This is a genomic window from Streptosporangium oxazolinicum, assembly GCF_039537505.1.
Classification (GTDB): Bacteria; Actinomycetota; Actinomycetes; order Streptosporangiales; family Streptosporangiaceae; genus Streptosporangium; species Streptosporangium oxazolinicum.
The window spans coordinates 17,185-43,306 of the sequence record NZ_BAABAQ010000026.1 but is presented as its reverse complement, the minus strand read 5'-3'; the positions used below and the strand labels follow the sequence as shown (position 1 = coordinate 43,306).

Here is a 26,122-nt window from a genome sequence, read left to right as displayed (position 1 = left end):
AGCTCCGGGGGAAGAAGCTCCGGGGGAAGAAGCTCCGGGGGAAGAAGCTCCGGGGGAAGAAGCTCCGGGGGAAGAAGCTCCGGGGGAAGAAGCTCCGGGGGAAGAAGCTCCGGGACGCCGAGGGGGCCGCCGCCGGGCCCCGGTGTCCGGCGGCGGCCCCCTCGGCCGTCCCGGGAGCTCGCGTCCCCGTCCCCGTTCCCGTACGGGACGGAAACGCGAGCGGTCCCGGTGGAGGGGACGGCTAGACGGTCTCCAGCACCTTCTCCCCCTCGACCGCGACGGGCGCGCGGCGGCGGGCGCGGAGGCCCGTCAGGGCGATCACCAGGCCGACCAGGGCGAGGATCCCCGAGACCGTGATGGCGGCGCGGAAGGTGCCGATCGGGTCGGCGCCCGTGCCGGAGGTGAGGACGGCCGTCACGACGGCCAGGACAACCGCCCCGCCGACCTGCCCCGAGGTGTTGAGCAGGCCGGAGGCCAGCCCCTGCTCGTCGTCGGCCACCCCGTTGGTGGCCTGGATGTTCAGCGAGGGGAAGGACAGCGCGAACGCGATGCCCAGCAGGACCATGCCCGGGATGATCAGGGTGGCCAGGCTGGGGTCGCCGTTCACCCGGAGGAAGAACGCGTACCCGGCGGCCAGGGCGGCCGAGCCGATCACGATCAGCCGGGCGGTGCCGAACCGGTCGGCCAGCTTGCCCATCCTGGTGGAGGTGATCGCGACCAGGAGTCCGGCGGGCAGGAAGGCCAGCGCGGTCTCCAGGGCCGACCAGTGCAGGAAGTTCTGGAAGTACTGCATCGCGACGAACTGGAAGCCGACGTAGGAGCCGAAGAGGATCACGAGCCCCAGGTTGGCGCGGACGATCGGGCCGGAGCGCAGGATGCCGAGGCGTACCAGCGGGTGCTTGACGCGCTGCTCGGTGTAGACGAAGACGGCCAGCAGCAGGGCGGCTCCCAGCAGCGAGGCGATCGTGCGCGGCGAGCCCCAGCCCGCGTCGGGCGCCTCCACCACGGCGTAGACGAGCAGCAGCATGGAGCCGGTGATGGTGACGGCGCCGAGGATGTCGTGGCCGCTCTCGGCGCGCTCCTCCCGCTGCTTGGGAAGGAACTTCAGGGCCGCGACCAGCGCGATGATCGCGACGGGGACCGGCATGAGGAACGTCCAGCGCCAGCCGAGCTCGGTCAGGAATCCCGAGATGACCAGCCCCAGGGAGAAGCCGCTGGCGCCGGAGGCGGTGAAGACGCTGAGAGCCCTGTTGCGGGCGGGCCCCTCGGCGAAGGTGGTGGTGATGATGGAGAGCGCGGCGGGCGCGGTGAAGGCGGCGCTGACGCCCTTGACGAAGCGGGCCGCGATCAGCAGCGTGCCGTCGTTGACGAGGCCGCCGAGGAGCGAGGCCACGGCGAAGACCGCGAGGGCGACCAGGAAGACCCTGCGACGCCCGAGCAGGTCGGCGGTCCTGCCGCCGAGGAGGAGCAGCCCGCCGTAACCGAGCACGTATCCGCTGACCACCCACTGCAGGGAGGACGTGGACAGCCCCAGGTCCGCCTGGATGGACGGCAGGGCGACTCCCACCATCGAGACGTCGAGGGCGTCAAGGAAGATCACGGCGCAGAGCACGGCGAGCGCGGCCCACAGTCCCGCACCCCAGCGCTCGTCGCCTGGGGAAACAGATGCAGCCGGTGAAGCGGGTGAAGCCGTTGAAGTCGGTGAAGGGGTCATGTCGTCCGACAATACATGCAGGCGCATCTAATGCAAAGGCATTTAATTCCTGTGCATTTAATGTTCACGCATGGTACGATCCGCCGCATGAACGAGGAGTACGCGGTCCGCGCGTGGCGTGAGGTGCTCGCCAAGCACGCCACGACCGCCTGCGCGCTGGAGCGTGAGCTCTCCGATCGGCACCGGCTCGGCATGAGCGAGTTCGAGGTCCTGGAGCGGATGGTCGAGGGCGGCCAGGGCAAATACCGGGTTCAGGAGATCGCCGACGCGGTCCACCTGAGCCAGAGCGCCTGCTCCCGGCTGATCGCCCGCCTGGAGAAGGCGGGCCTGGTGACCCGCCACATCTGCGAGGACGACCGGCGCGGCATCTTCGTCGGCGTCACCGACGACGGCCGCGAGCGCCACGCGACCGCCCTGCCCACCCACCGAGCCGTGATCGGCGAGATCTTCGGCTCACCGGCCCGCGAGGGAGACGGGGAGGCCCCCGGCGGGAGCGGGAAGAGCTGGGACTGCCTCGGCGGGAGCGAGAAGGGCCGCGAGAAAGACAGGGAGGACGGCCAGGCCGCCGGTGTCAGGCGGTGACGCGGTCGATCACCAGGGGCAGCAGGTCGGGGTCGGCGGTCTCACCGACGCTGTAGGCGCCCTCCAGGGCGGCGAGCGCCCGCTCGAAGCGCGAGGTCTCGTCGGCGTGCAGCGTCATCAGCGGCTGCCCCTCGCGGACCAGGTCTCCCGGCTTGGCGTGCAGCACGATGCCCGCGCCGAACGACACCGGGTCCTCCTTGCGCTCCCGGCCCGCGCCGAGCCGCCAGGCCGCCAGGCCCACGCCGTACGCGTCGAGCCTGGACAACACGCCCGACGAGGGAACGGTGATCTCCATCGTCTCGGCGGCCCTGGGCAGCAGGGCGTCCGGGTCGCCGCCCTGTGCGGTGATCATCCGGCGCCAGGCGTCCATCGCCGAGCCGTCCGCGAGGGCCCGCTCGGGGTCCTTGCCGCCAGATGTGCCCCCGGACAGGCCCGCCGCCTGGAGCATCTCCCGCGCCAGCCGCACGGTCAGCTCGACCACGTCTGCGGGACCGCCTCCGGCGAGCACCTCGACCGACTCGGTGACCTCCAGGGCGTTGCCCACGGCCCGGCCCAGCGGCCGGTCCATCGCGGTCAGCAACGCGACCGTATTGACCCCGGCGTCGGTGCCGAGCTCGACCATGGTCGTGGCCAGCTCACGGGCCTGCTCCACGTTCTTCATGAAGGCCCCGGAGCCGACCTTGACGTCCAGGACGAGCGCGCCGGTGCCCTCCGCGATCTTCTTCGACATGATCGAGGAGGCGATCAGCGGGATCGCCTCGACGGTGCCGGTGACGTCGCGGAGCGCGTACAGCTTCTTGTCGGCGGGGGCGAGGCCGTCGTTCGCCGCGCAGACGACCGCCCCGGCCTTGCCGAGTACGTCGAGCATCCCGTCGTTGGACAGGGACGCCTGCCAGCCCGGGATGGACTCCAGCTTGTCCAGGGTGCCGCCGGTGTGACCGAGTCCCCTGCCGGACAGCTGGGGCACGTACCCCCCGCACGCGGCGACCAGCGGCGCCAGCGGCAGCGTGATCTTGTCACCGACGCCGCCGGTGGAGTGCTTGTCGGTGGTGGGCCCCGGCAGCGACGACCAGTCCATCCGGGACCCGGAGCGGATCATGGCCTGGGTCCATTCGGCGATCTCCCGCCGGTTCATGCCGTTGAGCAGGATCGCCATCGCGAGCGCGGACATCTGCTCGTCGGCGACGACACCCCTGGTGTAGGCGTCGATCACCCAGTCGATCTGCTCCGCCGACAGCTCCCTGCCGTCCCTCTTGGTGACGATGACGTCGATCGCGTCCATGCTCAGGCCCCCCGGCTCAGGTCGTCGGGCCCGAAGGCGTAGGGAAGGATCTCCGCCATCGTCTTCGGGCCGTCAATGGTCTCCAGCAACAGCTCCGGGCCGCCGAACTCGTACAGGAGCTGACGACACCTGCCGCACGGCATGAGGAGCTCCTCGTGCCCGTCCACGCAGGTGAACGCGACGAGACGGCCGCCGCCGGTGGCCCGGAGCGCGGACACCAGCCCGCACTCGGCGCACAGCCCAAGACCGTAGGAGGCGTTCTCGACGTTGCAGCCGGACACGATCCGCCCGTCGTCCACCAGCGCGGCGGCACCGACCGGGAACTTGGAGTAGGGGGCGTAGGCGTGCCCCATCGCTCGTACGGCCTCGGCCTTCAGCGCCGCCCAGTCGATGCTCGGTCCGGTGCTCGGTCCGGTGCCTGGTTGGGTGCTCATCTCGGTGCCCATCGAATCAGATCCGCTCGTGAGGTGCGCGTGATGGTCACTTACCCTGTCCCCTGCGGTACGGCGCGCCGATGGCGGCGGGCGCGCGGAGCCGCTGCGCCGCCAGCGACAGCACCAGCAGCGTGGTGATGTGCGGGGTGACGGAGGTGAACTCCGAGGGGATGGAGTCGGTCAGCGCGAACACCACGAACACGGCGACCGCCGCGACCCCGGTGATCAGTGCGGCCCGCGTCCGGTTCTGCCGTACGAGCTGGTAGACGGCGACCACGACGAGCAGGATCGTCACCACGAGCAGCAGCGCGTGCACCGACTCGCCGCCCCTGCGCAGCTGGAGCGCGTCGGTGTAGCCGAACAGCACTGCGCCCCCGGCCAGCCCGCCCGGCCGCCAGTTACCGAAGATCATGGCGGCGAGACCGATGAAGCCGCGTCCGCCGGTCTGCCCCTCGCGGTAGGCGCTCGCGGCCACCTGCGCCAGAAACGCGCCGCCCAGGCCCGCCAGGGCGCCGGAGACGAGCACCGCGACGTACTTGTAGGTGTAGACGTTGACGCCCAGCGACTCCGCGGCCACCGGGCTCTCCCCGCAGGAGCGCAGCCGCAGGCCGAACGCCGTACGCCACAGCAGGTAGTACGAGAGCGGGACGAGCAGGATCGCCAGGATCGTGAGCAGCGAGACGTTCGTGGTCAGGCCGCGCAGGATGCCCGCCACGTCCGACAGCAGGAACCACTGTTTGGCCTCCAGCGTCCTGAGCGGGTCCCCGATCCACGGCACGCTCACCACGCCGGGCTTGGGCACGGGGGGCGACTGGGAGTCGCCGCCGCCCGGCATCTCGGCGAAGGTGACCTTGGACAGGAACTCGGTGACGCCCGCACCCAGGATGTTGATCGCGACACCGGAGATGATGTGGTCGACGCCGAACGTCACGGTGGCGATCGCGTGCAGCAGGCCGCCCAGGGCCCCGCCGACCAGGCCCGCCACGACGCCCGCCCACGGGTTGTCGAACTGGAGCGCGCCCCAGGCGCCGCACCAGGTGCCCAGGATCATCATGCCTTCGAGGCCGATGTTGACCACCCCGGCCCGCTCGGCCCACAGGCCGCCGAGGGCGGCCAGGCCGATGGGGATGGCGAGCGCGACGGAGGCGTTGATCGCGCCCGCGGAGGTGAGGTCGACGGCGCCGGTGACGGTCCGCGTGAACGAGAGCAGCAGGACGAGCGCGCCAAGGCCGAGCAGCAGGACCCGCCAGGTGACCCTGAACCTGCGGGCGGGGGTCTTCGGCTCCAGGAAGGGAGCCTCCGGCGTGATGAGGGCGCCCTGGCTCATGCCGGTGTTCCTTCCCTGGCCGGGGTGGTGCCCGCCAGCTGACGGCTCACCCGGCGCTGCTCGGCGGAGATCTGGTAGCGGTGGACCAGCTCGTAGGCGATGATCACCGAGAGCACGATCGTGCCCTTCATGATGGTGACGATGTCCGGAGAGATCTTCATGACCTGCAGGATGCCCGCCGAGGCTTCGAGGAAGGCCCACAGCAGGGCGCCGAACGCGATGCCGACCGGGTGGTTGCGGCCGAGCAGCGCGATCGCGATGCCGATGAAGCCGAGTCCCGGGGGGAAGTCCAGGGCGTAGCTGTAGGAGGCCCCCAGCAGTTGCGGCATGCCGACCAGGCCCGCCACCGCGCCGGACAGGACCATCGAGATGAGGATCATCCGCTTGACGTTGACGCCGCTCGCCACCGCGGCCGACTCCGAGCGGCCGGTGGCGCGCAGGTCGAAGCCGAAGCGGGTCCGGTTGATCACCACGTGGTAGAGGACGCCCATCACGACCGCGAGAAGGATCAGGCCGAACACCTTCGTCTGGGTGCCGGGGATGATCTCCAGACCGGGCACCTGGCCGGAGGGGCCGATCGGCTTGGTGCCGATGTTGTTGCTGCCCGCGATCTCGACCGCGAGGCGCTCCTTGTTGAGCAGCCAGGAGCCGAGCGCGGTGGCGATGGCGTTCAGCATGATCGTGGAGATGACCTCGCTCACCCCGCGCCGCACCTTGAGCAGCCCGGCGATCGCGGCCCAGCCGGCGCCGACCAGCATGGCGACGAAGATGATCAGTGCGACGTGCAGCGGGGCGGGCAGGACGACCGCGCCGCCGACGGCCGCGGCGGTGAGCGCCGCCAGGCGGTACTGGCCGTCGACGCCGATGTTGAAGAGGTTCATCCTGAACCCGATCGCCACCGCGAGCGCGGACAGGTAGTAGGTCGTCGCGTAGTTCAGGGTGAGCACGATCGAGCGCGGCCGGATGCCGTACTCGCCCATGACGACCAGCGTGTCGATCGGCGGGGCGCCGGTGATCGACAGGATGACCATGGTGATCAGCGCGGCGAACACGATGGCGACGAGCGGGGCGGCGAGCGAGAGCAGCCCCGCCGGGGAGACCCGTCCGAGCAGCCGGTCGGTGAAGGTGGACTTTTCCTGGCTCATCCGCGCGTCCCGGGGGGCGTGTGCGCCGCATGGATGTTCATACCGCGCGTCCCGGGGGGCGTGTGCGCCACGTGGGTGTTCATACCGCGCGTCCCGGGGGGCGTGTGCGCTGCGTGGGTGTTCATGCCGCCTCTCCAGCACCCGTCATGGCCGAACCGAGCCGCTCGGGTGTCACGTCCTTGGGATCCACCTCGGCGACGATCCGGCCGCGCAGGATCACCTTCAGGGTGTCCGACAGGCCGATGAGCTCGTCGAGGTCGGCCGAGATCAGCAGGACCGCCAGGCCCGCGGCGCGCGCCGCGCGCAGGTGGTCCCAGATCGCGGCCTGGGCGCCCACGTCGACGCCGCGCGTCGGGTGGGACGCGATCAGGAAGACGGGCTCCCCGCTCATCTCCCGGCCGACGATCAGTTTCTGCTGGTTGCCGCCGGACAGGGCCGCGGCGTCCACGTCGATGCCCGGGGTCCGGACGTCGTACGCCTCGACGATGCGCCGGGTGTCCTCGCGCGCTCCCGCGCGGTCGATCCAGGGGCCCCTGACGTTGGGCCGCCGGGTCTGGTGGCCGAGGATCCGGTTCTCCCAGAGCGGGGCCTCCAGCAGCAGGCCGTGCCGGTGGCGGTCCTCGGGGATGTAGCCGATTCCGGCCTCTCGGCGGCGCAGTGTCGTCCAGGAGGAGATGTCGTGTTCGCCGAGGCGGATCTCGCCCTCGGCCGCGCGCATGCCCATGACGGCCTCGACCAGCTCGGCCTGGCCGTTGCCCTCGACACCGGCGATGCCGAGCACCTCGCCCCTGCGGATCTCGAAGCCGACGTCGTCCACGACGCGGCGGCCGTCCGCCGACAGGACGGTCAGGCCGCGCACCGACAGCGCCACCGCGTCGGTGACGGTGGACTCGCGGGTCTCCGGGCTGGGCAGCTCGCTGCCGACCATGAGCTCGGCCAGCTGCCTCGCGGTCACGTCCTTGGGGTCCACGCTGGCCACGGTCGTGCCGCGCCGGATGACGGTGATGGCGTCGGCGACCGAGAGCACCTCGTCCAGCTTGTGCGAGATGAAGATGATCGTCAGTCCCTCGCGGACCAGCTCGCGCAGGTTGGCGAAGAGCTCCTCGACCTCCTGCGGGACGAGCACGGCGGTCGGCTCGTCCAGGATGAGGATGCGGGCGCCCCGGTAGAGGACCTTCAGGATCTCCACCCGCTGGCGGGCCCCGACGCCCAGGTCCTCGACGGTGGCGTCAGGGTCGATGCCGAGGCCGTACGAGTCGGAGATCTCCCGGATCCTTCGCCGCGCGGTGCCGAAGTCGAGGGCGATCCCGCCCTTGCGGGGCTCGCTGCCGAGGATCACGTTCTCCAGGACGGTCAGGTTGTCGGCCAGCATGAAGTGCTGGTGGACCATGCCGATGCCCACGGCGATCGCGTCCCCGGGGGAGCGGAAGCCCACGTCCGCGCCGTTGACGCGGATCTTCCCCTCGTCCGGGCGCTGCATGCCGTACAGGATCTTCATGAGGGTGGACTTGCCCGCGCCGTTCTCGCCGACGACGGCGTGCACGTGCCCCTGCCGCACGGAAAGGGAGATGTCGCGGTTGGCGACGACGCCGGGGAATCGTTTCGTGATGCCCGAGAGTTCGACGGCCGGTGCCGAGGTGCTGATGACGGCCTCCTCCGTACGGATGCCCCGATACGGAACGTGGTGGTCAGAGAGGAAAAGGGCCCGGGGGAAATGTCCACCGGGCCCCTCATTAGTACCAGGTCAGGAGGTCTTGTCCGGAACGGTGATCTCGCCGGAAATGATCTTCTGCTTGTACTCGTCGAGCTGGGCCTTGATGTCGTCGATCTGGCCACCGGTGGTGGAGTAGTCGACACCGTTGGCCTTGAGGTCGTAGATCGTGCTGCCCGACTTCACGGAGTTGGTGGTGAAGCTCTTCAGGAAGTCGAAGACGGCGACGTCGACCTTCTTGAGCATGGAGGTCACGATGACGCTCTGCAGGTCGGGGGCGGCGGTCTTCGCCTGGTCGGAGTCGACGCCGATGGCCAGGCCCTTGGCGGCCTTGGCCGCCTCGAACACGCCGCCGCCGGAGCCGCCCGCGGCCTGGTAGACCACGTCGGCACCCGCGTCGAACATGCCCTCGGCCGCGGTCTTGCCCTTGGCCGGGTCGCTGAAGCCGGTGAAGTCCGGCGGCTGGGTGAGGTACTTGACCTCGATCTTCACGTCCGACTTGACCGCCTTGGCGCCCGCGGCGAACCCGGCCTCGAACTTGTTGATCAGCGGCACCTGCACGCCGCCGACGAAGCCCACGTGGTTCTTCTTGCTCTTCAGCGCCGCCGCGGCGCCGACCAGGAAGGAACCCTCGTGCTCGGCGAAGAGGAGGTTGGAGATGTTGGGGGCGGCCGCCGCGGCGTCGTCGACGATCGCGAACTTGACGTCGGGGAACTCGGTCGCGACCTTCTTCACCGGGTTGGAGTACGCGAAGCCCACGGCGATGATCGGGTTGAAGCCGCCGTCGGCGAGCAGGCGGAGCCGCTCCTCCTTGGCCGCCTCGGTCTCGCCGTTACCGGCCTCCAGCTCGCTGACCTCGGCCAGGCCCAGCTCGGCCTTGGCCTTGTCGAGGCCCGCCGCCGCGGAGTCGTTGAACGACTGGTCACCACGCCCGCCGATGTCGTACGCGAGACCGACCTTCGGTCCCGCCGCCGCCGGCGCCTCGCTGCTGGCGGCCCCGCTCGGTGCGGCCGACGTGGTCGGTTCCTCGCTTCCACCACACGCGGCAGCTCCCATGAGCATGCTGCCGGCCAGTGCGGTCGCGGCCAGCTTGCCGAATCGGTTCTGAAGCAAGACGGACTCCCTTCGCGTTCCAGTGCACGCGCGAAGAGACGCACGGCAACCCTGCACGGAAGATAGTTGGTCCATCAGGGTTGACCAAACCAACGCATGAGTCCGCAACAGGTCCGTTATCCAGCTCAGGCCACCTTGTGACCCAAAAACCGGACAGGGTTACCTGTCGGTAGATCCGGACGTCCGCCACGGCCCGGCATCGGCACGCCCGTCCGGCAGTCGACGATCTTCTTCGGTGATCGTCGACTGGTTTCTCAGGATAAGTCCGGACTTTTCAGCTGACTAGATGTCAGGAGCCCGCTAGTTGTCGGCGTTCAGGGCCATGAGGGCCTCGCCCGCGACGGGACGCTGTCCCTCCCACAGGGCCGTCAGCGCGGTCGCCGCCAGGAAACGCACCCCGGTGCCGATCGCGTTCTCGTCCACGTCGAAGGTGCCCTGGTGGATGTCGGCGAGGTGCGCCGACCCCGGCTCGCGGGTGCCGAGCCTGGCGAACGCGCCGGGGATGGACTCCAGGTACCAGCCGAAGTCCTCGCCGCCCAGGCTCTGCTCCGTCGGCACGGGGGCGCCCTCGCCGAGCACGCCCTCCGCGGCCTCGGCGAGCATCTGCACGCTGACCTTGTCGTTGACCACCGGCGGCACGCCGCGCACGTAGTCCATCTCGGCCTCGACGCCGTACGCGCCGGCGACCGACTCCAGCAGCGACTTGATCATGTCGGGGGCCGCGTGCCAGGCCGCCTCGTCCAGGCAGCGCACGGTGCCCTCGGCGACGCCGTCGTCCGGGATGGCGTTGGCCACCGAGCCCGCCTCGACCCGGCCCCAGACCAGGCTGAGCGAGGAGCGGGGGTCGATCCGGCGCGAGAGCGCGGCGGGCAGCTCGGTGAGGATCTTGGCGAGCGCGAAGACGAGGTCCGCGGTGAGGTGCGGCCGGGCGGTGTGCCCGCCGGGACCGCTCACCCGGATCGTGACCCTGTCGCAGGCCGAGGTGATGGGACCGCTCTTGAGGCCGACCTTGCCGACGTCCAGCCGGGGGTCGCAGTGCAGGCCGAAGATGCGGTCGACGCCGCTGATGCCGCCCGAGGCCATGACCTCCAGCGCGCCGCCGGGAAGCTCCTCGGCGGGCTGAAAGATCAGCCGGACCCTGCCGGGCAGCAGGCCGGCCTCGGCCTGCTGGGCGAGGAAGAGCCCGGTGCCGAGCAGGATCGTGGTGTGCACGTCGTGGCCGCAGGCGTGGCACACGCCGGGGACCGTCGAGCTGTAGGCGACGTCCTTCTCGTCCGGCACGGGCAGCGCGTCGATGTCGGCCCGCAGCGCCACGGTCGGGCCGTCGCCGCTGCCGACGTCGCAGAGCAGGCCGGTGCCGCGCGGCAGCACCGAGGGGACCAGCCCGGCGGCGGTGAGGCGCTCGGCGACGCGCTGCGTCGTGCGGTATTCGGCGAACGCGAGCTCGGGATGCATGTGCAGGTCTCGACGAAAGCCGATCAGCTCCTGCTCGCGACCGGCGAGGAACGTGTCGAGTTCTCCCCGCAAATTACGCCCCCGCATTGCTCACCGTCCCATCCGCGCCGGCGGGCCTGGATCCTCGACGCACCGTGCCAACTGCCCAGGATCTCGAAACCCATAGGCAGTCTCGAAAAAAAGCGATCGCCGCACCGACGGGCCGGAGGGGGTTCTCACGGGCCGCGTCAGCACGGAACTGGTGGTCACCGACGCTGAAACGGCAGGCCGGTGGTCCGGGGAAGCCGTCGCGTTGGCGATGACAACGACTTTATCCCTCCCCCCGAGCAGCTCGCCGACATCTAGGCCAAATGTTTTGTCACCCCATGCCCCACTCGTACACCTTCTGACCCGGGAGGACTAGGAAAGATAGCCCAAATTGACTATGAGACGATGGTCGCATCGGGGGAGGGCAGGTCCAGGCGGTGGTCACCCCCGAGCCATTTCCAAACGTCGCCGACCTGGCAATTTACGTGACCTCCGGTGCCGGTCATCGAACCCGGCGGAGTGATGTAAACAGGAGGAATGCGTGTTTCACTCCTCACATGATCACTAACATCCCATTCGGGGAGAGGCAGTCGCGTTTGAGCATATTCGAACCGGACGAGGGCACCCTGGTGGTCCTTCCCTCGCTGTCGCTTCCCCAGGATGAGCTGCGCAGGATCACCGGAGCCCTCTGCTACGAGGAGCGGCTGCTGTTTCTCCTCCTCACCCTGAGGAAGCCGAAGGTCGAGGTCGTCTACCTGACCTCGACGCCGGTGGACGGCGCGGTCGTGGACTACTACCTGGGCTTCCTCGACGACCCCGACGAGGCCCGCACGCGCCTGCAAATGATCAGTTTGGATGATCCCGACACGCATCCGCTCACCGAGGCGCTGCTGCGCCGCCCGGACGTGATCGCGCGCGTCCGCGCCGCCCTCGGCGACGATCCCTCCGGCGGGAACACCAGGAACGGCAGGTCCGCCTGGATGGTGCCGTTCGTGGTGAGCGAGTACGAGGAGCGCCTCGCCGGGATCCTCTCCCTGCCGGTGTACGGCCCGGCCACCTCCCTGGCCCACCTGGGGTCCAAGAGCGGGGGACGCGTGATCGGCGACGAGGCCGGGGTACCGCTGGTCAGGGGCTTCGGCGACCTGCGCTCGCTGACCGAGGTGGAGCACGCCGCCCGCGCGATGAGCCCCACGAGCAGGCTGATGGTCAAGCTCAACAACAGCTACTCGGGTCTCGGCAACGCCATCGTGACCAAGGACGACCGGCCGCTCCCCTCCTGCCCCACGAGCTTCTCCGCGGCGGACGAGAGCTGGACGACGTTCGCCGAGAAGGTCGCCGAGCGGGGAGCGGTGATCGAGGAGTTCATCGAGGACCGGCCCCTGCACTCCCCCAGCGCGCTGGCGCGGATCACCCCCGGCGGCACGTACGACGTGGTCGCCACCCACGAACAGGTCCTCGGCGGCCCCAACGGCGACGTCTACCAGGGCTGCAGCTTCCCCGCCCGGCAGGAGTACCGGGCCGAGCTGGGCGCGCACGCCGAGCGGATCGCCAGGATCCTCGCGGGCCGAGGGGTGGTGGGGCTGTTCGGCATCGACTTCTTCGCCGTCAAGACCGACGGCGGCTACCGGACCCTGATGTGCGAGATCAACCTGCGCATCGGCGGCACCACCCACCCGTTCGGCGCCGCCCTCCTGACCACCGGCGCGTCGTACGACCCGGAGAGCCACACGCTCGTGCACGCGGGCCGGCCGAAGCACTACGTGGCGACGGACAACTGCGCCGCGCCCACGCTGCGGGGCCGTACGCCCGGGGAGGTGGTCAAGCTGGTCCACGACGAGGGTCTCGGCTTCGACCGCGAACGCCGTACCGGGAACGTGCTGCACATGCTGGGCGGGATCACGAAGTACGGCAAGCTCGGGTTCACCAGCATCGGCGACTCCGCGGACGAGGCCGCCGAGTTACACCGGAGGACGCTGGTCACGCTGCGCCAGACCGCGTAGGCCGATCACCCCGAGCACGACCGCCAGCACGATGTTGACGGCGATCAGGATTCCGTGAACCACGTAGAAGGCCGTCGGATGACCGTCCGTGAGGTTGAAGCCAAGGGTGATCCATTCAAAGATCATGAAAACGGCAAGACCGATAAGAAAAGCGGCCATCTTTCGCGTTATTTGCATGATGTCAGTATTCCGCCGAGTGGCTTACAGCTGGTCAGGGCACCTGTAACTCCATGCGAACCGGTACGAAGCTACCCTGAGATCATCATGGGGATCAAACATGTCGCGCCCGTCGGGGTGCTGCTCGCGGCGACCGCGCTCCTCGGCGTGCCCGCACAGGCCCAGGTCACGGACGTGCCCGCCACCGGTCCGCTGGACCTGCGCGCGGATGCCGGTTCGACGTACGCGGGCGCCGGTTCACAGGCGGGCCCACGCACCCACCGCGAGAGGGAGCCGGTCGGCGGCGCCCGGCTCGGGGGGCGGGGCCTCATCGTCCCCGCGGGAGTGAAGGCCCCTCCCAAGACGGCCGCGAGGGCGTACGTGATCGCCGACGCCGAGACCGGTGACGTGCTGGCCGCCAAGGACGCCCACGGGCGCTACCTTCCCGCGAGCACGCTGAAGGCGCTGACCGCCCTCACCCTGATCCCGAAGCTGGACAAGGAGCGGAAGATCAAGCCGAGCAGGCGCGCGGTGAACGAGGAGGGCAGCGCGGTCGGTCTGGTCCCCAAGCCCCTCTACACCGTCGAGGACCTGTTCAAGGCGCTGATGCTGGTATCGGGCAACGACTCCGCGATGGCGCTGGCCGAGGCCAACGGCGGGCTGGCCACCACCCTGGCGGACATGAACGCCGAGGCCAAGCGACTACAGGCGTTCGACACGGTGGCCAAGACCCCGAGCGGGCTGGACAAGCCGGGCCAGAGCAGTTCGGCCTACGACCTGGCGCTGATCGCCCGCGCCGGCCTGGCCAACGCCGATTTTCGGCGTTATATCAGCACAAAGACCGATAAGTTCCCGGCGCCCAAGGGCTACTACGAGATCGGCAACCACAACAAGCTGCTCTGGCGCTACAAGGGCATGATCGGCGTCAAGAACGGCTGGACCTCCAAGGCCCTGGGCAGCTTCGTCGGCGCGGCCAAGCGCGACGGCCACACCGTCATCGTGTCGATCATGCGGCACGACGGCTACTTCTGGGAGGAGGTCGCCGACCTGCTCGACTGGGGCTTCGCCAACCGCGGCAAGGTCGTTCCGGTCGGAAGGCTGGTCGACCCGGTCCCCGAGGCCGCCCCGCTGCCCACCGCCTCCGTCGCCCCGGCGACACCCACGGCTCAGGCCCCGGTCTCCGCGCCGGACCCGGCCGCGGCCGGCGGACCCGCCGGCGAGGGCGTCCCGATCGGCGTCTACGCCGCCCTCGGCGCCGTCCTGCTCGGCGGCCTGACCTGGCTGGCGTACGGTCTGCGCAGGCGCTCCCGCCGGGTGCGGTGATCCGGGCGCGGGGTGGCCGCTCCGGCCGCCCCGCGCCCGGATCACGATCCGGCCAGAGGGCAGCCGTTTTCCGAACGGCGCCGGTTCACCTCGTTCAGATCCCCCACCTCGTACAGATCCCCCTGGAGAAAGACGCAGACCGGCTGGGCGTCGAGATCACGGATGTTGGGAATCCTCAGGACGGCGATGTTCCGCCTGTCACCTATCCGGGACCCCGTGAAGTCGACCAGTCCCGTGACGCCGCCGAACGTGTTCTCCCTGAACCACTGCCCCACTCCCGCCCGATGCACCGGGGCGTTGAGGCTCAGCGACCTGGTCGCCTCGATGACCATGCCGGCGGCGTCGTAGGCGACCCCGACCCGTTCCCCGACCCAGGGTGCCTTCCGCTCGCCCTTCATCTCCCCGCGCAGGGCGGACATGCCCGTGCAGAAGGTGTCGATGGGGGTACCGGCCGGGAACCTGCCACCGGCTCGTCCCTCAAGGCAGTCCTTACCGGCGAGCACGACCAGGTTGCCCATTCCCACGTAGGAGACGGGGACTGCGGGGAGTCCCGCCTGGCTGCGGCTGCGATTCTGCGCCATGAACCTGGACGTCGCGTCGTCCGCCACTATCGTCGGCAACCTGGCGGGTGTGTGACACCCCCTGACCGCATTGGTGAGAAAGTCCCCGAAACCGTCCTCGCGTCCGGCGTAGAAGAGCATCTCGTCGCTGCGGTCCTTCAGATTCGCCGAATCCTCTGGATCCCCGCACAGGGACGCCATCGCCCCCGTGGCCTCCCTCACCTCCAGGCCCGCCGTTTTCAGGTGCGTCCGCAACTCCTTCAGCAGCGTTTCGATGTAGACGTCGTCCTTGTCGAAGCGCGGGTAATAGAGGGTCACCTTCGTGTTCCGCAGATACTTGGCGTAGCCGACGATCAGAATCGCCTGCTGGGCGTTGGAGGGGACCAGCTGGAAATACAGCGGGGAGCTCTGGGCGAGGCGCTCGCCGGTGAGTGTGGTGCCCAGCGCGATGACGCCCTGGGCCCCCAGGGATCCGATCGCGTCTCTCGTCTGCCGGACGGTCCTGTCAAAACCGACGACGCCCATGATGGTGGGGTCGGATCGCAGGAGAGGCGTGAGGCCCCGCCGCGCGACCTCATCCGCCGCGACCATCTTCTCCGCGCCGTTGGCGATGACGATCCGAAGCAGGGGGCCCTGCCGGTTCGGCGTGTTCTGCTCCCGCTGCCGGAGAAGTAGACCCTCCAGTTCCTCGGCGACGGCGTCGTCGGTGTCGGGGTCGGCCTCCTGGTGCGTGAGCCCCGCGAAGTAGACGAGGCCGACGAGCGGGCGCCCGGGTTTGAGCTCGTGAAGCCTGCCGGCTCTGTCGTTCTGCTCGAAAATCTTGAGTTGGAGCGTCCGCAGGCGCGTGCCCGCCTCACCCGCCTTCTCGTCGCCACCGGACGTGAACACCTGCAGGGCGTCGGCGCTGTAACCGACGCACTGCGAGTTTCCCTCACCGATCCGGTACGCCTCGACGAGCACGTCGTCGGAGAACCAGCCGGAGAGCAGGCTCGCGGGCGAGCATCCGGCCTGGAGGTGATCCCTGACGTTCACGGCACCGACGACCAGTGCCGGGACGACGGCCAGCGAGACCAGCGACTCGGCCACCCATGGGCGGGCCAGGAACGGTGACGCGCGAGACGCGAATTCATGATCTCGCCCCCATGCTCCGGCGTCGTCGGCGTTCAGATCGTTCAACCGGTCGGCCGGTGTCGGTTCGGGGAGCCGGAGCAGCAGGTATCTCGCGTCGGAGGCCAGCCGCTGGCGCCTGCTGGGAAGGTTTCTCCGCCAGTTCTCCAGTGCGGTGAGCGCCCTGCCCGGCTCGGCCGGTTCGGCCTCTCCCATCGGCGCCGACTGCTCCTCGCTCACCGCGATCACCAGCAGAGGATCGAGCTCGCCGGTCTTGTTGCGGACGGTGTTGATGAGTTCCAGGAGTTCCCACCCGCCGTTCGCGACGGTCACGTTGTCCAGCAGAACGGTCACGTACGCGGTTCGCCGCCACCCCTGCCTCCGGGGCAGGATCAAACCCCTTCGGCGGTAGGCGACACGCAGATCCTCCAGAAATGCGTGGACGAGGAGCGCCTTGACCTCCTTCTCGTTTTCCGAGCCGCGCTGGGTGAGGGTCAGCCGTTCGGCGAATCCGAGGAAACTCATCGAGTGCTTCGGAACCATGAAGCCCTGTTTGCGCATGAACCAGCGGGGCCTGCCGCCCAGCCCGGGAATCCAGTTCTTCCCGGAACGGGAGAACAGGGAACGGCCCGCCATCGCCAGGAAGCGGAAAACGGATTTCGTGGCGGGATCGGGCACCAGCCCCCCCAGCTCCGCGATGACGTCGACGTCTCGTCCGCCGATATCTCCCATCCAGGCCCGCAGTACCTTCACGATGCGCGTTCCGTGGTCTCGCCCACGAGGTGGGGCAAGGGAGACCCTGGTCAGAAAGGAGGCCAGACGATAATGGTCGAAGCGGGCGAGCCGCCCGGATCCGAACCTGTCCTGAGACAGCCGGCGGCACATCTCCTCCAGCAGGGGCAACAACGGCGCCGCGATCGGGAGGAGCGGAACGGCCGAGGGATCGCCCTCCGGGACCAGGTGGACGTCACCGGCATCCCAGTGGTCATCGGCATGATCGGCCAGAGCACTCGCGTCGATCCGGATATGGGGCGCCTGTTCCTCCTCAGCCCGGGAGAAAAGGTCGGAGAGACGAGCCAGGAACTCATGCTCGCCGGGACCGCGCTTGAGGCAGACCATCGGAAGAGGCTCTTCGCCTCGAATCTCGCGTTTGACGTCACGATCGACGAAACGGGGCCTGGCCCGGAGGGTTCGAATGAGTTCCAGGAGGTTGCGCACGCCGGGAAAAACGGGCGGGTCCAGCTGTCTTTCCATCGACGTCACCCTCGACTGAGCGAGCAGGTCTACAGGATACTGGACATTCAACCTAAAAGAAATAAATTAAGCTATTCATATTTGCGCGGTAGAGCATACCAAAGAAGTGCGCGTATCACCAGAACAGAATTCCCGGCCAAAGATTTCGGCAATACATAATGCGTATGCCTACATGATCAGATATCCGGCACGCAGGGGCGGTTCTGCCGTGACGGCTCGCCCGATCCCGGCGACTCGTCACCCCCCGACCGGTCCCTCACGCTCCCGGGCCGGAGCGGCCCGGAAGGGTCCTGACTCCCAGGACGGCGCTCCCGACGACGAAGGCCAGGAGCAGGGCCGCCTGGCCGAACATGGCGAGCGTGATGACCCGGCTCGTCTCGTCGACGAAGCCGATGCCGACGTCATAGCCCAGCCCGGCCAGACGGACGCACAGCACCGGTAACGCCAGGATCGCCAGGGCCAGCGGCCACGACGGGGTGCGCCGGGCGGGCGCGTACGCGTGTACGCAGGCGTACGCGACGCCCGCGCCCAGGATGAGCACGCTCACCAGGCCGGGCAGGTCCAGCCAGGGCCATACCCAGGCGGCGATCGTGGGGGACGCGACCGCCTCGTACATCCCGACGAGAGCGGCACCGCTGACAAGGGGAGGCAGCAGGAGCCACAGCGACCGGCGCTCGGGCCGCGCGTCCCGGTGGAAACCGGCCCACAGGGCCAGCACCGTCACCAGGGGCGGCAGCAGGCCGACCGGCACGCTCCAGGGGAAGACCGTCAGGCCGGAGAAGTCGGGCAGGCCGGAGAAGACCGGCAGGCCGGAGAACGTGGTCAGGCCGGAGAAGGCGATCAGGCGGGAGAGGGCGGTCAGGAACACCTGGATCAGGCCCGGTACCTCCAGTACGAGCGCGAGGAGAGCCAGCGCCCTGGCGACGCGCGGGCGCCCGGCGAGGAGCGCCGCGAGCGGGGCGAACCAGAGGGCGCCCGCGAGACCTCCCAGGATGGCCGCGAGCCGCTCGGGCGACCCGGCGGGCCCGGCAATCTGGGCGATCATGGGCTCGGTCGTGCCGATCATCCCGTACGCGCGCAGGGTGCCCGTGGCGGCGAGGGCTCCGAGGAACGCCTGGAGGCCCAGCCCCAGCAGGGCCACGAGGCGGACCGTCTCTCCCCACGCGAGGAACCTCGGCACCGGGTGGCCCGCTCCCCCGAGACGGACCCGGACCGCCAGCACGGCGACGCTGGCGACCTCCGACCAGCGAGGCCGGGGCCCGTCGTCGTCGGACACGCCCGGCGAGCCCTCCAGGAACACGGAGACCATCTCCTCCTCGCGCTCGGCGCGGTAGGAGGCGGGCAGCAGGCGCAGCCAATATCGGTAGCGCTTCTCCAGCAGGCTCACCGGCGCACCGGCCTCTCGCCCGACCTCGGGGAACACCCCCGCACCGGCCTCACGCTCGCCTCCGGGGGGCACTCCCGCACTGTCCTCACGCTCACCCTCGGGGGACATCACCGCACCGGCCTCTCGCTCGCTCCCAGGGGGCATCCCCGCACCGCCCTTGCGCTCACCCTCAAGGCGCACCCCCGCGCTGTCCTCGCGCTCGCCCCCGGAGGGCGTCCCCGCACCGGTCTCACGCGGGGCCTCCGGCGGCGGACGGGCGGGCGTGCCGGGCGCGGAGGCGGTCGACGGCGGTCCTGGCGTTCTCCGCGAGCCGGACGGCCTCGGCCTCCAGCGTCCGCGAGCCGGAGTCGGTGAGCCGGTAGTAGCGGCGCAGCCGTCCCTGCTGGACCTCCTCGCGGTCGATCGCCACCAGCCCGTCGCCCGCCAGCCGGTCGAGCACGCCGTAGAGCGTGCCGACCTTGAGCCGGACCCGCCCGCCGGACAGCTGCTCGACCTCCCGCACGATGCCGTAGCCGTGACACGGCGCGTCGACCAGCGCGGTGAGGATGAGGAACGCGGGCTCTGTCATCGCCCTTGGAGTCATGCCTCGCAGTATATATCGGAAAGCAGGGTATACAAAGAGCCGGAATTCCCGGGATGCCGGGCGTTCGGACGCGGATAGCGGACGTTCAAGCGCAGGGACGTCGAGACGCGTTCAGGCGCGGATGGCGGGCGCCGGGACCGGGGTGGGGTCGGGCGGGGGGCCGAGGGAGGCGGTCGCGGTCCAGGCGGCGGCGTACATGATCACCCGGGCCGAGAGGTTGATCCAGACCAGCAGGCCGACCACCACGGCGAACACCCCGTAGACGGGGTTGTTCAGGGTGCCCGAGAGGATCAGCGCGGCGAGCTGCTTGAGCAGCGCGAAACCGGCCGCGCCGAGCAGGGCGCCGCGCAGCAGCACCCGCAACGGCTGCCTGGACCGGCCCAGCCCGCGCAGGATGACCAGGAAGACGACGACGTCGGTGAGCACGCTGACCGCCAGCCCGGCCAGCCAGATCGTGGCGGTGGCCACCAGCGACCCCGACAGGCCGAACCATCCGGCCACCACCCCGGTGGCCTGGGTGGCGAAACCGGCGACCAGCACCGACGTCACCATCGTCGTGCCGACGGTCACGAGCGCGGCCAGGTCTCTCAGCTTGGCCAGGAAGAAGTTGAGTGGCGCCTCGGTCGTCATGGAGATCTCGCGCAGCGCGCCGCGCAGGGCGTCGATCGCGCCGAGCCCGGCGTAGAGGAGCCCGAGCAGGCCGATGACCCCGGCGCTGGTCCGGGATTCGGCGATCTGCTTGATCGGCAGCCTGGCGGCGAGGCCGGGCAGGTACTGGTTGATCGCCGTCTCAAGGGCCTCGGTGGCGCCGGGCCTGGTGGAGAGGAAGTAGCCGAAGACCGCGAAGGCCAGCGCGATGATCGGGAAGAACGACAGGAAGGCGAAGTAGCTGACCGCTCCGGCGAGCCGGTCACCGGCCTGGATCTGGTAACGCTGGAAGGTCCTGACCAGGTGATCGAGCCAGTGCCACCTGATCCGGGCCGCGCCGAGCGTCCTTCCGAGTCGTTCCTGGGCCGCTTGGATCCGTTCCAGCACGTTTTTCACGTGCGCCCCCTACCCAATCACCGCCGTCCCGATCGTGGACGGCGGCGGAAAAGCAGCCGTGCGTACACGGGAGACCACGGAACGGACGGGAGGCCGGCCGGAGCCCGTACCACGGAGAATCCTCCGGCCGGACGAGAGGCGTCGCGGTCCGGGCGGGAACCCCGCCGGGACCGGGCGACGGGAGGTCACGAAGTGGGCAGGAACCCCACCCGGTCGCGCACCCTGGCCATGGTCTCCGCGGCCACCGCGCGGGCCCGCGTGGCCCCGACGGCGAGCATCCGGTCGAGCTCGGTCTCGTTGGCGAGCAGCTTCTCGGTGCGCTCGCGGATCGGGGTGAAGGTGTCGACCACGAGCTCGGCCACGTCCTTCTTGAACGTGCCGTACCCCTGCCCGGCGTAGCGGGTCTCCAGCTCGGGGATCGGGACGCCGCTCAGCGCGGACTGGATGCGCAGCAGGTTGGTGACGCCGGGCTTGTTCTCGTCGTCGGCGAGGACCTCGGAGCCGGTGTCGGTGACCGCGCGCATGATCTTCTTGCGGAGCGGCCCCGGCTGCTCCAGCAGGTCCAGGATCCCGGTGGGCGAGGAGGACGACTTCGACATCTTCGCCGTGGGCTCCTGGAGGTCGGTGATCTTCTCGACCCCCTTGACGATGTGCGGATCGGGCAGCGTGAAGGTCTCGCCGAAGCGGTGGTTGAAGCGCTGCGCGAGGTCGCGGGTCAGCTCCAGGTGCTGCTTCTGGTCGGCGCCGACCGGCACCCGGTTCGCCTGGTAGAGCAGGATGTCGGCCGCCTGCAGGATCGGGTAGGTGAACAGCCCGACGCTGGCCGAGCTCTCACCGCCCTTGGCCGCCTTGTCCTTGAACTGGGTCATCCGCCCGGCCTCGCCCATGCCGGTGAGGCAGATCAGCACCCAGGCCAGCTCGGTGTGCTCACGGACATGGCTCTGCACGAAGACCGTGGAACGCTCGGGGTCGAGACCGGCGGCGAAGAGCTGGGCCGCGGCGACCCTGGAGCGCCTGCGCAGCACCTCGGGCTGGTAGTCCACGGTGATCGCGTGCAGGTCGACGACGCAGTAGAACGCGTCGTAACCCTCCTGCAGGGCGACGTACTGCCTGATGGCACCGAGGTAGTTTCCCAGGTGGAAGGAGTCTGCGGTGGGCTGGATTCCCGACAGGACACGAGGACTGGCCATAACAGCCAATTCTGTCAGCTGCCAGGAGTGGTTAGCGCGCCAACTTCAGCGCGCCAGGGTTGGCGCGCCAATCGCGGCACCCGGCGACGACATCTCGATCACGGCGTCCCGATCGCGCGGCGCCGCAAGGTCGCGGGGGCGCCGAGGTCCGGGGGCGCGGCGTCGCGGGGGCGGGGGTACGGCGCCACGGGGGGCGCGGTCCCGGACCACCACCTCCGGCGACGCCCCTCAGCTGTCGGGAGGGGGCGGCGGCGTCTCCGGGCGCGGCACGCTCCGCTTGATCCTGACCCGGGAGACCCTGCGGCCGTCCATGTCGGTGACCGTCATCTCGAACCCGGGGATCTCCACCCGCTCCCCCAGCGCGGGAAGGTGACCGAGCGCCCACATGACGAACCCCCCGAGGGTCTCGTACGGGCCGTCGGCCAGGCGGATCCCGCTCTCGCTCGCCACCTCGTCGAGGTTGGCCAGCCCGTCGAGCTCGACCTCCCCCGCGGGCAGCGCGACGTGCTCGTCCGCCACGTCGTGCTCGTCGCGGATGTCGCCGATGAGCTCCTCGACGAGATCCTCAAGGGTGACGATGCCCGCCGTGCCGCCGTACTCGTCGACCACGATCGCCAGGTGGTGTCCCTCCCTGCGCATCTCCGACAGCGTGGCCATCAGCCGCTTGCTGGTGGGGACCAGCTTGACCGGGCGGATGGGCACCAGCTCGCTGATCGGCTCGATGGACCCGGTCAGCACCGGGTCGAGCAGGTCGCGGATGTGGACGAAGCCCACGACGTCATCGTAGGAGTCGCGGTAGACGGGGAAGCGGGAGTGCGGCATGGCCGCCGCCAGGATCGCCGCCTCGGCCAGCCGCGTGTCGGCGGACATGAACTCCACCTCGGTGCGCGGCAGCATCACCTCGCGGAGCTGCCGCTTGCCCGCCGCGAAGACCTCCCCGATCAGGTGGCGCTCGTCGGCGGTGAGCTCGTGGTGGCCCACCACCATGTCGCGCAGCTCCTCGGTGGAGATCTCCTCGCGGTCGGCGTCGGGGTCGCCGCCGAGCAGCTTGACGACCCCGTCGGTGGACTTCGACAGCGCCCAGATGATCGGCCGTGACAGCGCGGCCATCCGGTCGAGGAACGGCGCGACCAGCAGGGAGATCCCCTCGGCGCGCTGCCGGGCGATCCGCTTGGGGGCCAGCTCGCCGAAGACCAGCGAGGCGTACGAGATCGCCAGCGTCACCAGCACCAGGGAGAGCGGGGCCGTCACGGCCTCCGGTACCCCCCAGCCGGTCACCACGGGGATGAGGTCCTGGGCGAGGGTGTCGGCGCCGAAGGCGGCCGAGAGCATGGTCGCCACGGTGACGCCGATCTGCACCGCGGACAGGAAGCGGTTGGGGTCGCGGGCGAGCTTGGCCGCCCTCGCACCCCTGCGGCCCTGGGTGTCGAGCCGCCTGACCTGGCTCTCCCTGAGGGAGACCATGGCCATCTCCGCGGCGGCGAAGAATCCCCCGATCAATACGAAGAGCATGACCAAGGCGATGTTCGCCAGGACGCTGTTCACGAGATCGTCTCCGTCATGGCGGTCGCCCGTTCCGGCGGTGGCCGATATTTGATGTGCCAGCATATGCTGGCGATAGACTTACAAAAGTCAACAAGTACAAACATCATCAAACAGGAGGCTCCGTGAAGCTGCTCGTCACCGGGGGTGCCGGATACATCGGCGGGGTCGTGGCGGCGCAACTCGTCGAGGCCGGTCACGAGGTGACCGTGCTGGACGACCTCTCCACCGGCCACGCCGACGCGGTGCCATCGGGTGCCCGCTTCGTCGAGGGGTCGATCACCGAGGCCGCCCCCCTGCTGGAGGGCATGGACGGCGTGCTCCACTTCGCGGCGAAATCCCTGGTCGGCGAGTCCGTGGAACGGCCGGGCCTCTACTGGGCGCACAACCTCGGCGGCACCCTGGCCCTGCTCGACGCCATGCGGGGCACGGGGGTGGGGCGGATCGTCTTCTCCTCCACCGCCGCGACGTACGGCGAGCCGGAGCGCTCCCCGATCAGGGAGACCGACCCGACGCGGCCGACCAACCCCTACGGCGCGTCCAAGCTCGCGGTCGACACCGCGCTGAGCACGTTCGCCGGGCTGTACGGACTGGCCGCGGTGAGCCTGCGCTACTTCAACGTGGGCGGCGCCTACACCGCCGGAGACGGCAGGGTCTACCGCGAGCGTCACACCGTGGAGACCCACCTGATCCCTAACATCCTCGCCGTCGCGCTCGGCGGGCGCGAGTCGGTCAGCGTGTTCGGCACGGACTACCCCACTCCCGACGGCACATGCGTGCGCGACTACATCCACGTGTCCGACCTCGCCAGGGCCCACCTGCTGGCACTGGACGCCTGCTCGCCGGGCGAGCACAGGATCTACAACCTGGGCAGCGGGACGGGCTTCTCGGTCCAGGAGGTGCTGTCGGTCTGCCGCGAGGTCACCGGTCACGAGATCCCCGCGGTCGTACGCGAGCGCCGCGCCGGTGACCCGGCCGTGCTGGTGGCCTCGTCCGACAGGATCCAGCGTGAGCTCGGCTGGAAGCCCGAGCACCCGTCGATCCGCGATGTCGTCGCCGACGCCTGGGCCGCGCTGCGCGCCTGAGACCGCCCCGCCCCACCGTTTCTGGAAACGTACGACCGGGGCCGGGCGGCCACGGCTACCTCAGGCTGAAGCGGGCCGTGTTGTTGGCCGGGCGGCGGTCGCCCAGCCGGAGGGAGTAGACGGTCGCCTCGGCCCGCGGCGCGTGCGCGCGGGCCACGAAGGCGAGCAGGAAGCTCACCCGCCTGCCCGCGCCGACCGTACGAAGCCTGCACCCGACGTAGGCGGGGTGGGAGTCGCACCGGGCGCCCCTCGCCGACATGAGGCGCGCCCCGCCGGTGTCGAAGAGGACCCCGGCGTCGTGGACGCGACGCGGCCCGCGGTTGCGCACCACCGCGGCCACGGTGACCAGACGGCCCGCACGCGTCGCGCGCGACAGCCTCACCGCCAGGTCCGCGCCCTCGCCCACCTCGGTCAGCGTCCGGGAGGAGTTGTCCGTCTCGTCGTCGTCCACGACCTCGGAGGAGAGCGTCGCGGTCGCCTCCAGCGGGCCCCGCGCTCCGGACCTCACCAGCCCGGTGATCGTCACCCCACCGGTCTGCCCGGCCAGGACGTCCTTCGTCGAGGGACAGACCACCACTCCGGCCGCCGCTCCGGCCACGGTGCCGGGGAGACACTCGGCGACGTCGACGCCGATCACCACCACCTCCTCGGGCAGCCGTACGGTGAGCAGCGGAAGCACCGCGTCTCCGGGACCGTCGTTGCGCACCTCGGCCCGGTAGGTCAGCGGCTGCCCCGGCTGCGCGCGTTTCGGGGAGACCGTCAGCCGGACCGACAGATCGGCGCCGCCCCAGGCGTCGTCCTCGGGCGAGGCGAGCGCCCCACGCGGTGCCGCGGCGAGCACGAGACAGATCACCCCGGCGACGATCCGCACCGCGGCGTACTCCCCGAACACCGATCCCCCGACCACAAGTGATCATTGAACGCCGGGTCACGCCGCTCCGCGACGATCGACACGCCGCCTTTTCCCTTCACCGCCCGCCCGGGAAACCCGGGAGAAGAGCCGGGGACCACGAAAGGGCCGGGAACGCGAAAGGGCCGGGAACGCGAAAGGGCCCCGGCGTGCCGGGACCCTTTCGCGTGACGGCTCAGATCGGCTTTCGCGTGACGGCGCAGATCGGACCGATCAGATCAGACCGAGCTCGCGCACCGCGGAACGCTCCTCCTCCAGCTCGCGCACCGTGGCGTCGATGCGCTCGCGGGAGAAGGCGTCGATTTCCAGACCCTGGATGATCTCCCACTTGCCGTCACGCGAGGCGACGGGGAAGGACGAGATGAGCCCCTCGGGCACGCCGTACGAGCCGTCGGAGGGAATCGCGGCCGAGGTCCAGGCGGTGCCGTTGACCCAGTCGAAGACGTGGTCGATCGCCGCGTTGGCGGCCGAGGCGGCCGAGGACGCGCCCCGGGCCTCGATGATCGCGGCGCCGCGCTTGGCGACGGTGGGGATGAAGGTGTCGCGCAGCCAGGTCTCGTCGACCAGCTCGGCGGCGATCTTGCCACCGACCTCCGCGTGGAAGAGGTCGGGGTACTGGGTGGCGGAGTGGTTGCCCCAGATGGTCATCTTCTTGATCTCGGTGACCGGGACCTGGAGCTTCGCGGCGAGCTGGGACAGCGCGCGGTTGTGGTCGAGACGGGTCATCGCGGTGAAGCGCTCGGCCGGGACGTCCGGGGCGTGCTGCTGGGCGATGAGCGCGTTGGTGTTGGCCGGGTTGCCGACCACCAGCACGCGGATGTCGTCGGCCGCGTTGTCGTTGATCGCCTTGCCCTGCGGGCCGAAGATGCCGCCGTTGGCCTGGAGGAGGTCACCGCGCTCCATGCCCTTGCTGCGGGGACGGGCGCCGACCAGCAGCGCGACGTTGGCGCCGTTGAACGCCACGTTCGGGTCGTCGGTGACCTCGATGCCGCTCAGCAGCGGGAACGCGCAGTCGTCGAGCTCCATCGCGGTGCCCTCGGCGGCCTTCACGGCCTGCGGGATCTCCAGGAGGCTCAGCGTGACCGGGACGTCGGCGCCCAGCAACTGGCCCGAGGCGATGCGGAAAAGCAGCGCGTAGCCGATCTGACCGGCGGCGCCGGTGACGGTGACCTTTACGGGAGTCTGGGCCAT

The 26,122-nt window shown here is 70.0% G+C and carries 23 protein-coding genes; 6 read left to right on the top strand and 17 right to left on the bottom strand.

Annotation, left to right across the window (positions count from 1 at the left end):
* Nucleotides 1–245, top strand: a 245-nt coding sequence (locus ABD817_RS39305) for a hypothetical protein (RefSeq protein WP_344923558.1), incomplete at its 5' end; no start/stop codon positions are given.
* Here ABD817_RS39305 and ABD817_RS39300 read toward each other — a convergent pair.
* Nucleotides 242–1,600: an MFS transporter gene (locus ABD817_RS39300; protein WP_344923557.1), complete on the bottom strand. Its 1,359-nt coding sequence runs from the start codon at nucleotides 1,598–1,600 to the stop codon at nucleotides 242–244. The two genes, ABD817_RS39305 and ABD817_RS39300, sit on opposite strands and share 4 nt — an antisense overlap.
* Nucleotides 1,601–1,801: 201 nt before the next feature.
* Here ABD817_RS39300 and ABD817_RS39295 point away from each other — a divergent pair, with 201 nt between their 5' ends.
* Nucleotides 1,802–2,296 (top strand): MarR family winged helix-turn-helix transcriptional regulator, encoded by a 495-nt coding sequence (locus ABD817_RS39295; protein ID WP_344923556.1) that lies wholly within the window; start codon nucleotides 1,802–1,804, stop codon nucleotides 2,294–2,296.
* On the opposite strand, the gene ABD817_RS39290 is transcribed toward ABD817_RS39295, so the two are convergent.
* The 7 genes from ABD817_RS39290 to ABD817_RS39260 form a co-directional block, all read right to left on the bottom strand.
* Entirely contained in the window at nucleotides 2,286–3,578 is a 1,293-nt protein-coding gene (locus ABD817_RS39290; RefSeq protein ID WP_344923555.1) for a thymidine phosphorylase, read from the bottom strand. The genes ABD817_RS39295 and ABD817_RS39290 overlap by 11 nt on opposite strands.
* A gap of 2 nt (nucleotides 3,579–3,580) precedes the next feature.
* Nucleotides 3,581–4,012, bottom strand: a complete 432-nt coding sequence (locus tag ABD817_RS39285) for a cytidine deaminase (RefSeq protein ID WP_344923554.1) — start codon at nucleotides 4,010–4,012, stop codon at nucleotides 3,581–3,583.
* Between the two features lie 46 nt (nucleotides 4,013–4,058).
* Nucleotides 4,059–5,339, bottom strand: coding sequence for an ABC transporter permease (locus tag ABD817_RS39280; RefSeq protein ID WP_344923553.1), 1,281 nt, complete (start codon nucleotides 5,337–5,339; stop codon nucleotides 4,059–4,061).
* Nucleotides 5,336–6,484, bottom strand: coding sequence for an ABC transporter permease (locus ABD817_RS39275; RefSeq protein ID WP_344923552.1), 1,149 nt, complete (start codon nucleotides 6,482–6,484; stop codon nucleotides 5,336–5,338). Before ABD817_RS39275 ends, ABD817_RS39280 begins: the two co-directional genes overlap by 4 nt.
* Nucleotides 6,485–6,605: 121 nt before the next feature.
* Complete coding sequence (locus ABD817_RS39270) at nucleotides 6,606–8,129, bottom strand: ABC transporter ATP-binding protein (protein ID WP_344923559.1); 1,524 nt, start codon at nucleotides 8,127–8,129, stop codon at nucleotides 6,606–6,608.
* A 99-nt stretch (nucleotides 8,130–8,228) separates the two neighbouring features.
* Complete coding sequence (locus tag ABD817_RS39265; RefSeq protein ID WP_344923551.1) at nucleotides 8,229–9,308, bottom strand: BMP family lipoprotein; 1,080 nt, start codon at nucleotides 9,306–9,308, stop codon at nucleotides 8,229–8,231.
* 300 nt (nucleotides 9,309–9,608) lie between these two features.
* Entirely contained in the window at nucleotides 9,609–10,850 is a 1,242-nt protein-coding gene (locus ABD817_RS39260; protein WP_344923550.1) for a M20 family metallopeptidase, read from the bottom strand.
* Between the two features lie 536 nt (nucleotides 10,851–11,386).
* On the opposite strand from ABD817_RS39260, the gene ABD817_RS39255 reads away from it, so the two are divergent.
* Entirely contained in the window at nucleotides 11,387–12,790 is a 1,404-nt protein-coding gene (locus tag ABD817_RS39255; RefSeq protein ID WP_344923549.1) for a peptide ligase PGM1-related protein, read from the top strand.
* Here the strand turns inward: ABD817_RS39255 and ABD817_RS39250 are convergent.
* A complete protein-coding gene (locus ABD817_RS39250) occupies nucleotides 12,749–12,949 on the bottom strand; it encodes an SCO4848 family membrane protein (protein ID WP_344923548.1) in 201 nt (66 codons plus the stop codon). The genes ABD817_RS39255 and ABD817_RS39250 overlap by 42 nt on opposite strands.
* 105 nt (nucleotides 12,950–13,054) lie before the next feature.
* On the opposite strand from ABD817_RS39250, the gene ABD817_RS39245 reads away from it, so the two are divergent.
* Nucleotides 13,055–14,269, top strand: a complete 1,215-nt coding sequence (locus tag ABD817_RS39245; protein ID WP_344923547.1) for a D-alanyl-D-alanine carboxypeptidase family protein — start codon at nucleotides 13,055–13,057, stop codon at nucleotides 14,267–14,269.
* A gap of 41 nt (nucleotides 14,270–14,310) precedes the next feature.
* On the opposite strand, the gene ABD817_RS39240 is transcribed toward ABD817_RS39245, so the two are convergent.
* Complete coding sequence (locus ABD817_RS39240; protein ID WP_344923546.1) at nucleotides 14,311–16,689, bottom strand: type 1 periplasmic-binding domain-containing protein; 2,379 nt, start codon at nucleotides 16,687–16,689, stop codon at nucleotides 14,311–14,313.
* 72 nt (nucleotides 16,690–16,761) lie between these two features.
* Between ABD817_RS39240 and ABD817_RS39235 the strand changes: the two genes are divergently transcribed.
* A complete protein-coding gene (locus tag ABD817_RS39235; protein WP_344923545.1) occupies nucleotides 16,762–17,349 on the top strand; it encodes a hypothetical protein in 588 nt (195 codons plus the stop codon).
* Between the two features lie 97 nt (nucleotides 17,350–17,446).
* On the opposite strand, the gene ABD817_RS39230 is transcribed toward ABD817_RS39235, so the two are convergent.
* From ABD817_RS39230 to ABD817_RS39210, 5 genes are all read right to left on the bottom strand, one after another.
* Nucleotides 17,447–18,757 carry a hypothetical protein gene (locus tag ABD817_RS39230; protein ID WP_344923544.1) on the bottom strand — a complete coding sequence of 437 codons (1,311 nt, stop codon included), beginning with the start codon at nucleotides 18,755–18,757 and terminating at the stop codon, nucleotides 17,447–17,449.
* 49 nt (nucleotides 18,758–18,806) lie between these two features.
* A complete protein-coding gene (locus ABD817_RS39225) occupies nucleotides 18,807–19,160 on the bottom strand; it encodes a PadR family transcriptional regulator (RefSeq protein ID WP_344923543.1) in 354 nt (117 codons plus the stop codon).
* Nucleotides 19,161–19,271: 111 nt separating this feature from the next.
* Nucleotides 19,272–20,204 (bottom strand): YihY/virulence factor BrkB family protein, encoded by a 933-nt coding sequence (locus ABD817_RS39220; protein WP_344923542.1) that lies wholly within the window; start codon nucleotides 20,202–20,204, stop codon nucleotides 19,272–19,274.
* A gap of 185 nt (nucleotides 20,205–20,389) precedes the next feature.
* Nucleotides 20,390–21,394, bottom strand: a complete 1,005-nt coding sequence (trpS, locus tag ABD817_RS39215; RefSeq protein WP_344923541.1) for a tryptophan--tRNA ligase — start codon at nucleotides 21,392–21,394, stop codon at nucleotides 20,390–20,392.
* 228 nt (nucleotides 21,395–21,622) lie between these two features.
* Complete coding sequence (locus ABD817_RS39210; RefSeq protein WP_344923540.1) at nucleotides 21,623–22,939, bottom strand: hemolysin family protein; 1,317 nt, start codon at nucleotides 22,937–22,939, stop codon at nucleotides 21,623–21,625.
* 122 nt (nucleotides 22,940–23,061) lie between these two features.
* Between ABD817_RS39210 and galE the strand changes: the two genes are divergently transcribed.
* Nucleotides 23,062–24,021 carry a UDP-glucose 4-epimerase GalE gene (gene galE, locus ABD817_RS39205; protein WP_344923539.1) on the top strand — a complete coding sequence of 320 codons (960 nt, stop codon included), beginning with the start codon at nucleotides 23,062–23,064 and terminating at the stop codon, nucleotides 24,019–24,021.
* 55 nt (nucleotides 24,022–24,076) lie between these two features.
* Here galE and ABD817_RS39200 read toward each other — a convergent pair whose 3' ends face one another.
* Together ABD817_RS39200 and ABD817_RS39195 are read right to left on the bottom strand one after the other, a co-directional pair.
* Entirely contained in the window at nucleotides 24,077–24,928 is an 852-nt protein-coding gene (locus tag ABD817_RS39200; protein WP_344923538.1) for a hypothetical protein, read from the bottom strand.
* A 216-nt stretch (nucleotides 24,929–25,144) separates the two neighbouring features.
* Nucleotides 25,145–26,122 carry a malate dehydrogenase gene (locus ABD817_RS39195; RefSeq protein WP_344923537.1) on the bottom strand — a complete coding sequence of 326 codons (978 nt, stop codon included), beginning with the start codon at nucleotides 26,120–26,122 and terminating at the stop codon, nucleotides 25,145–25,147.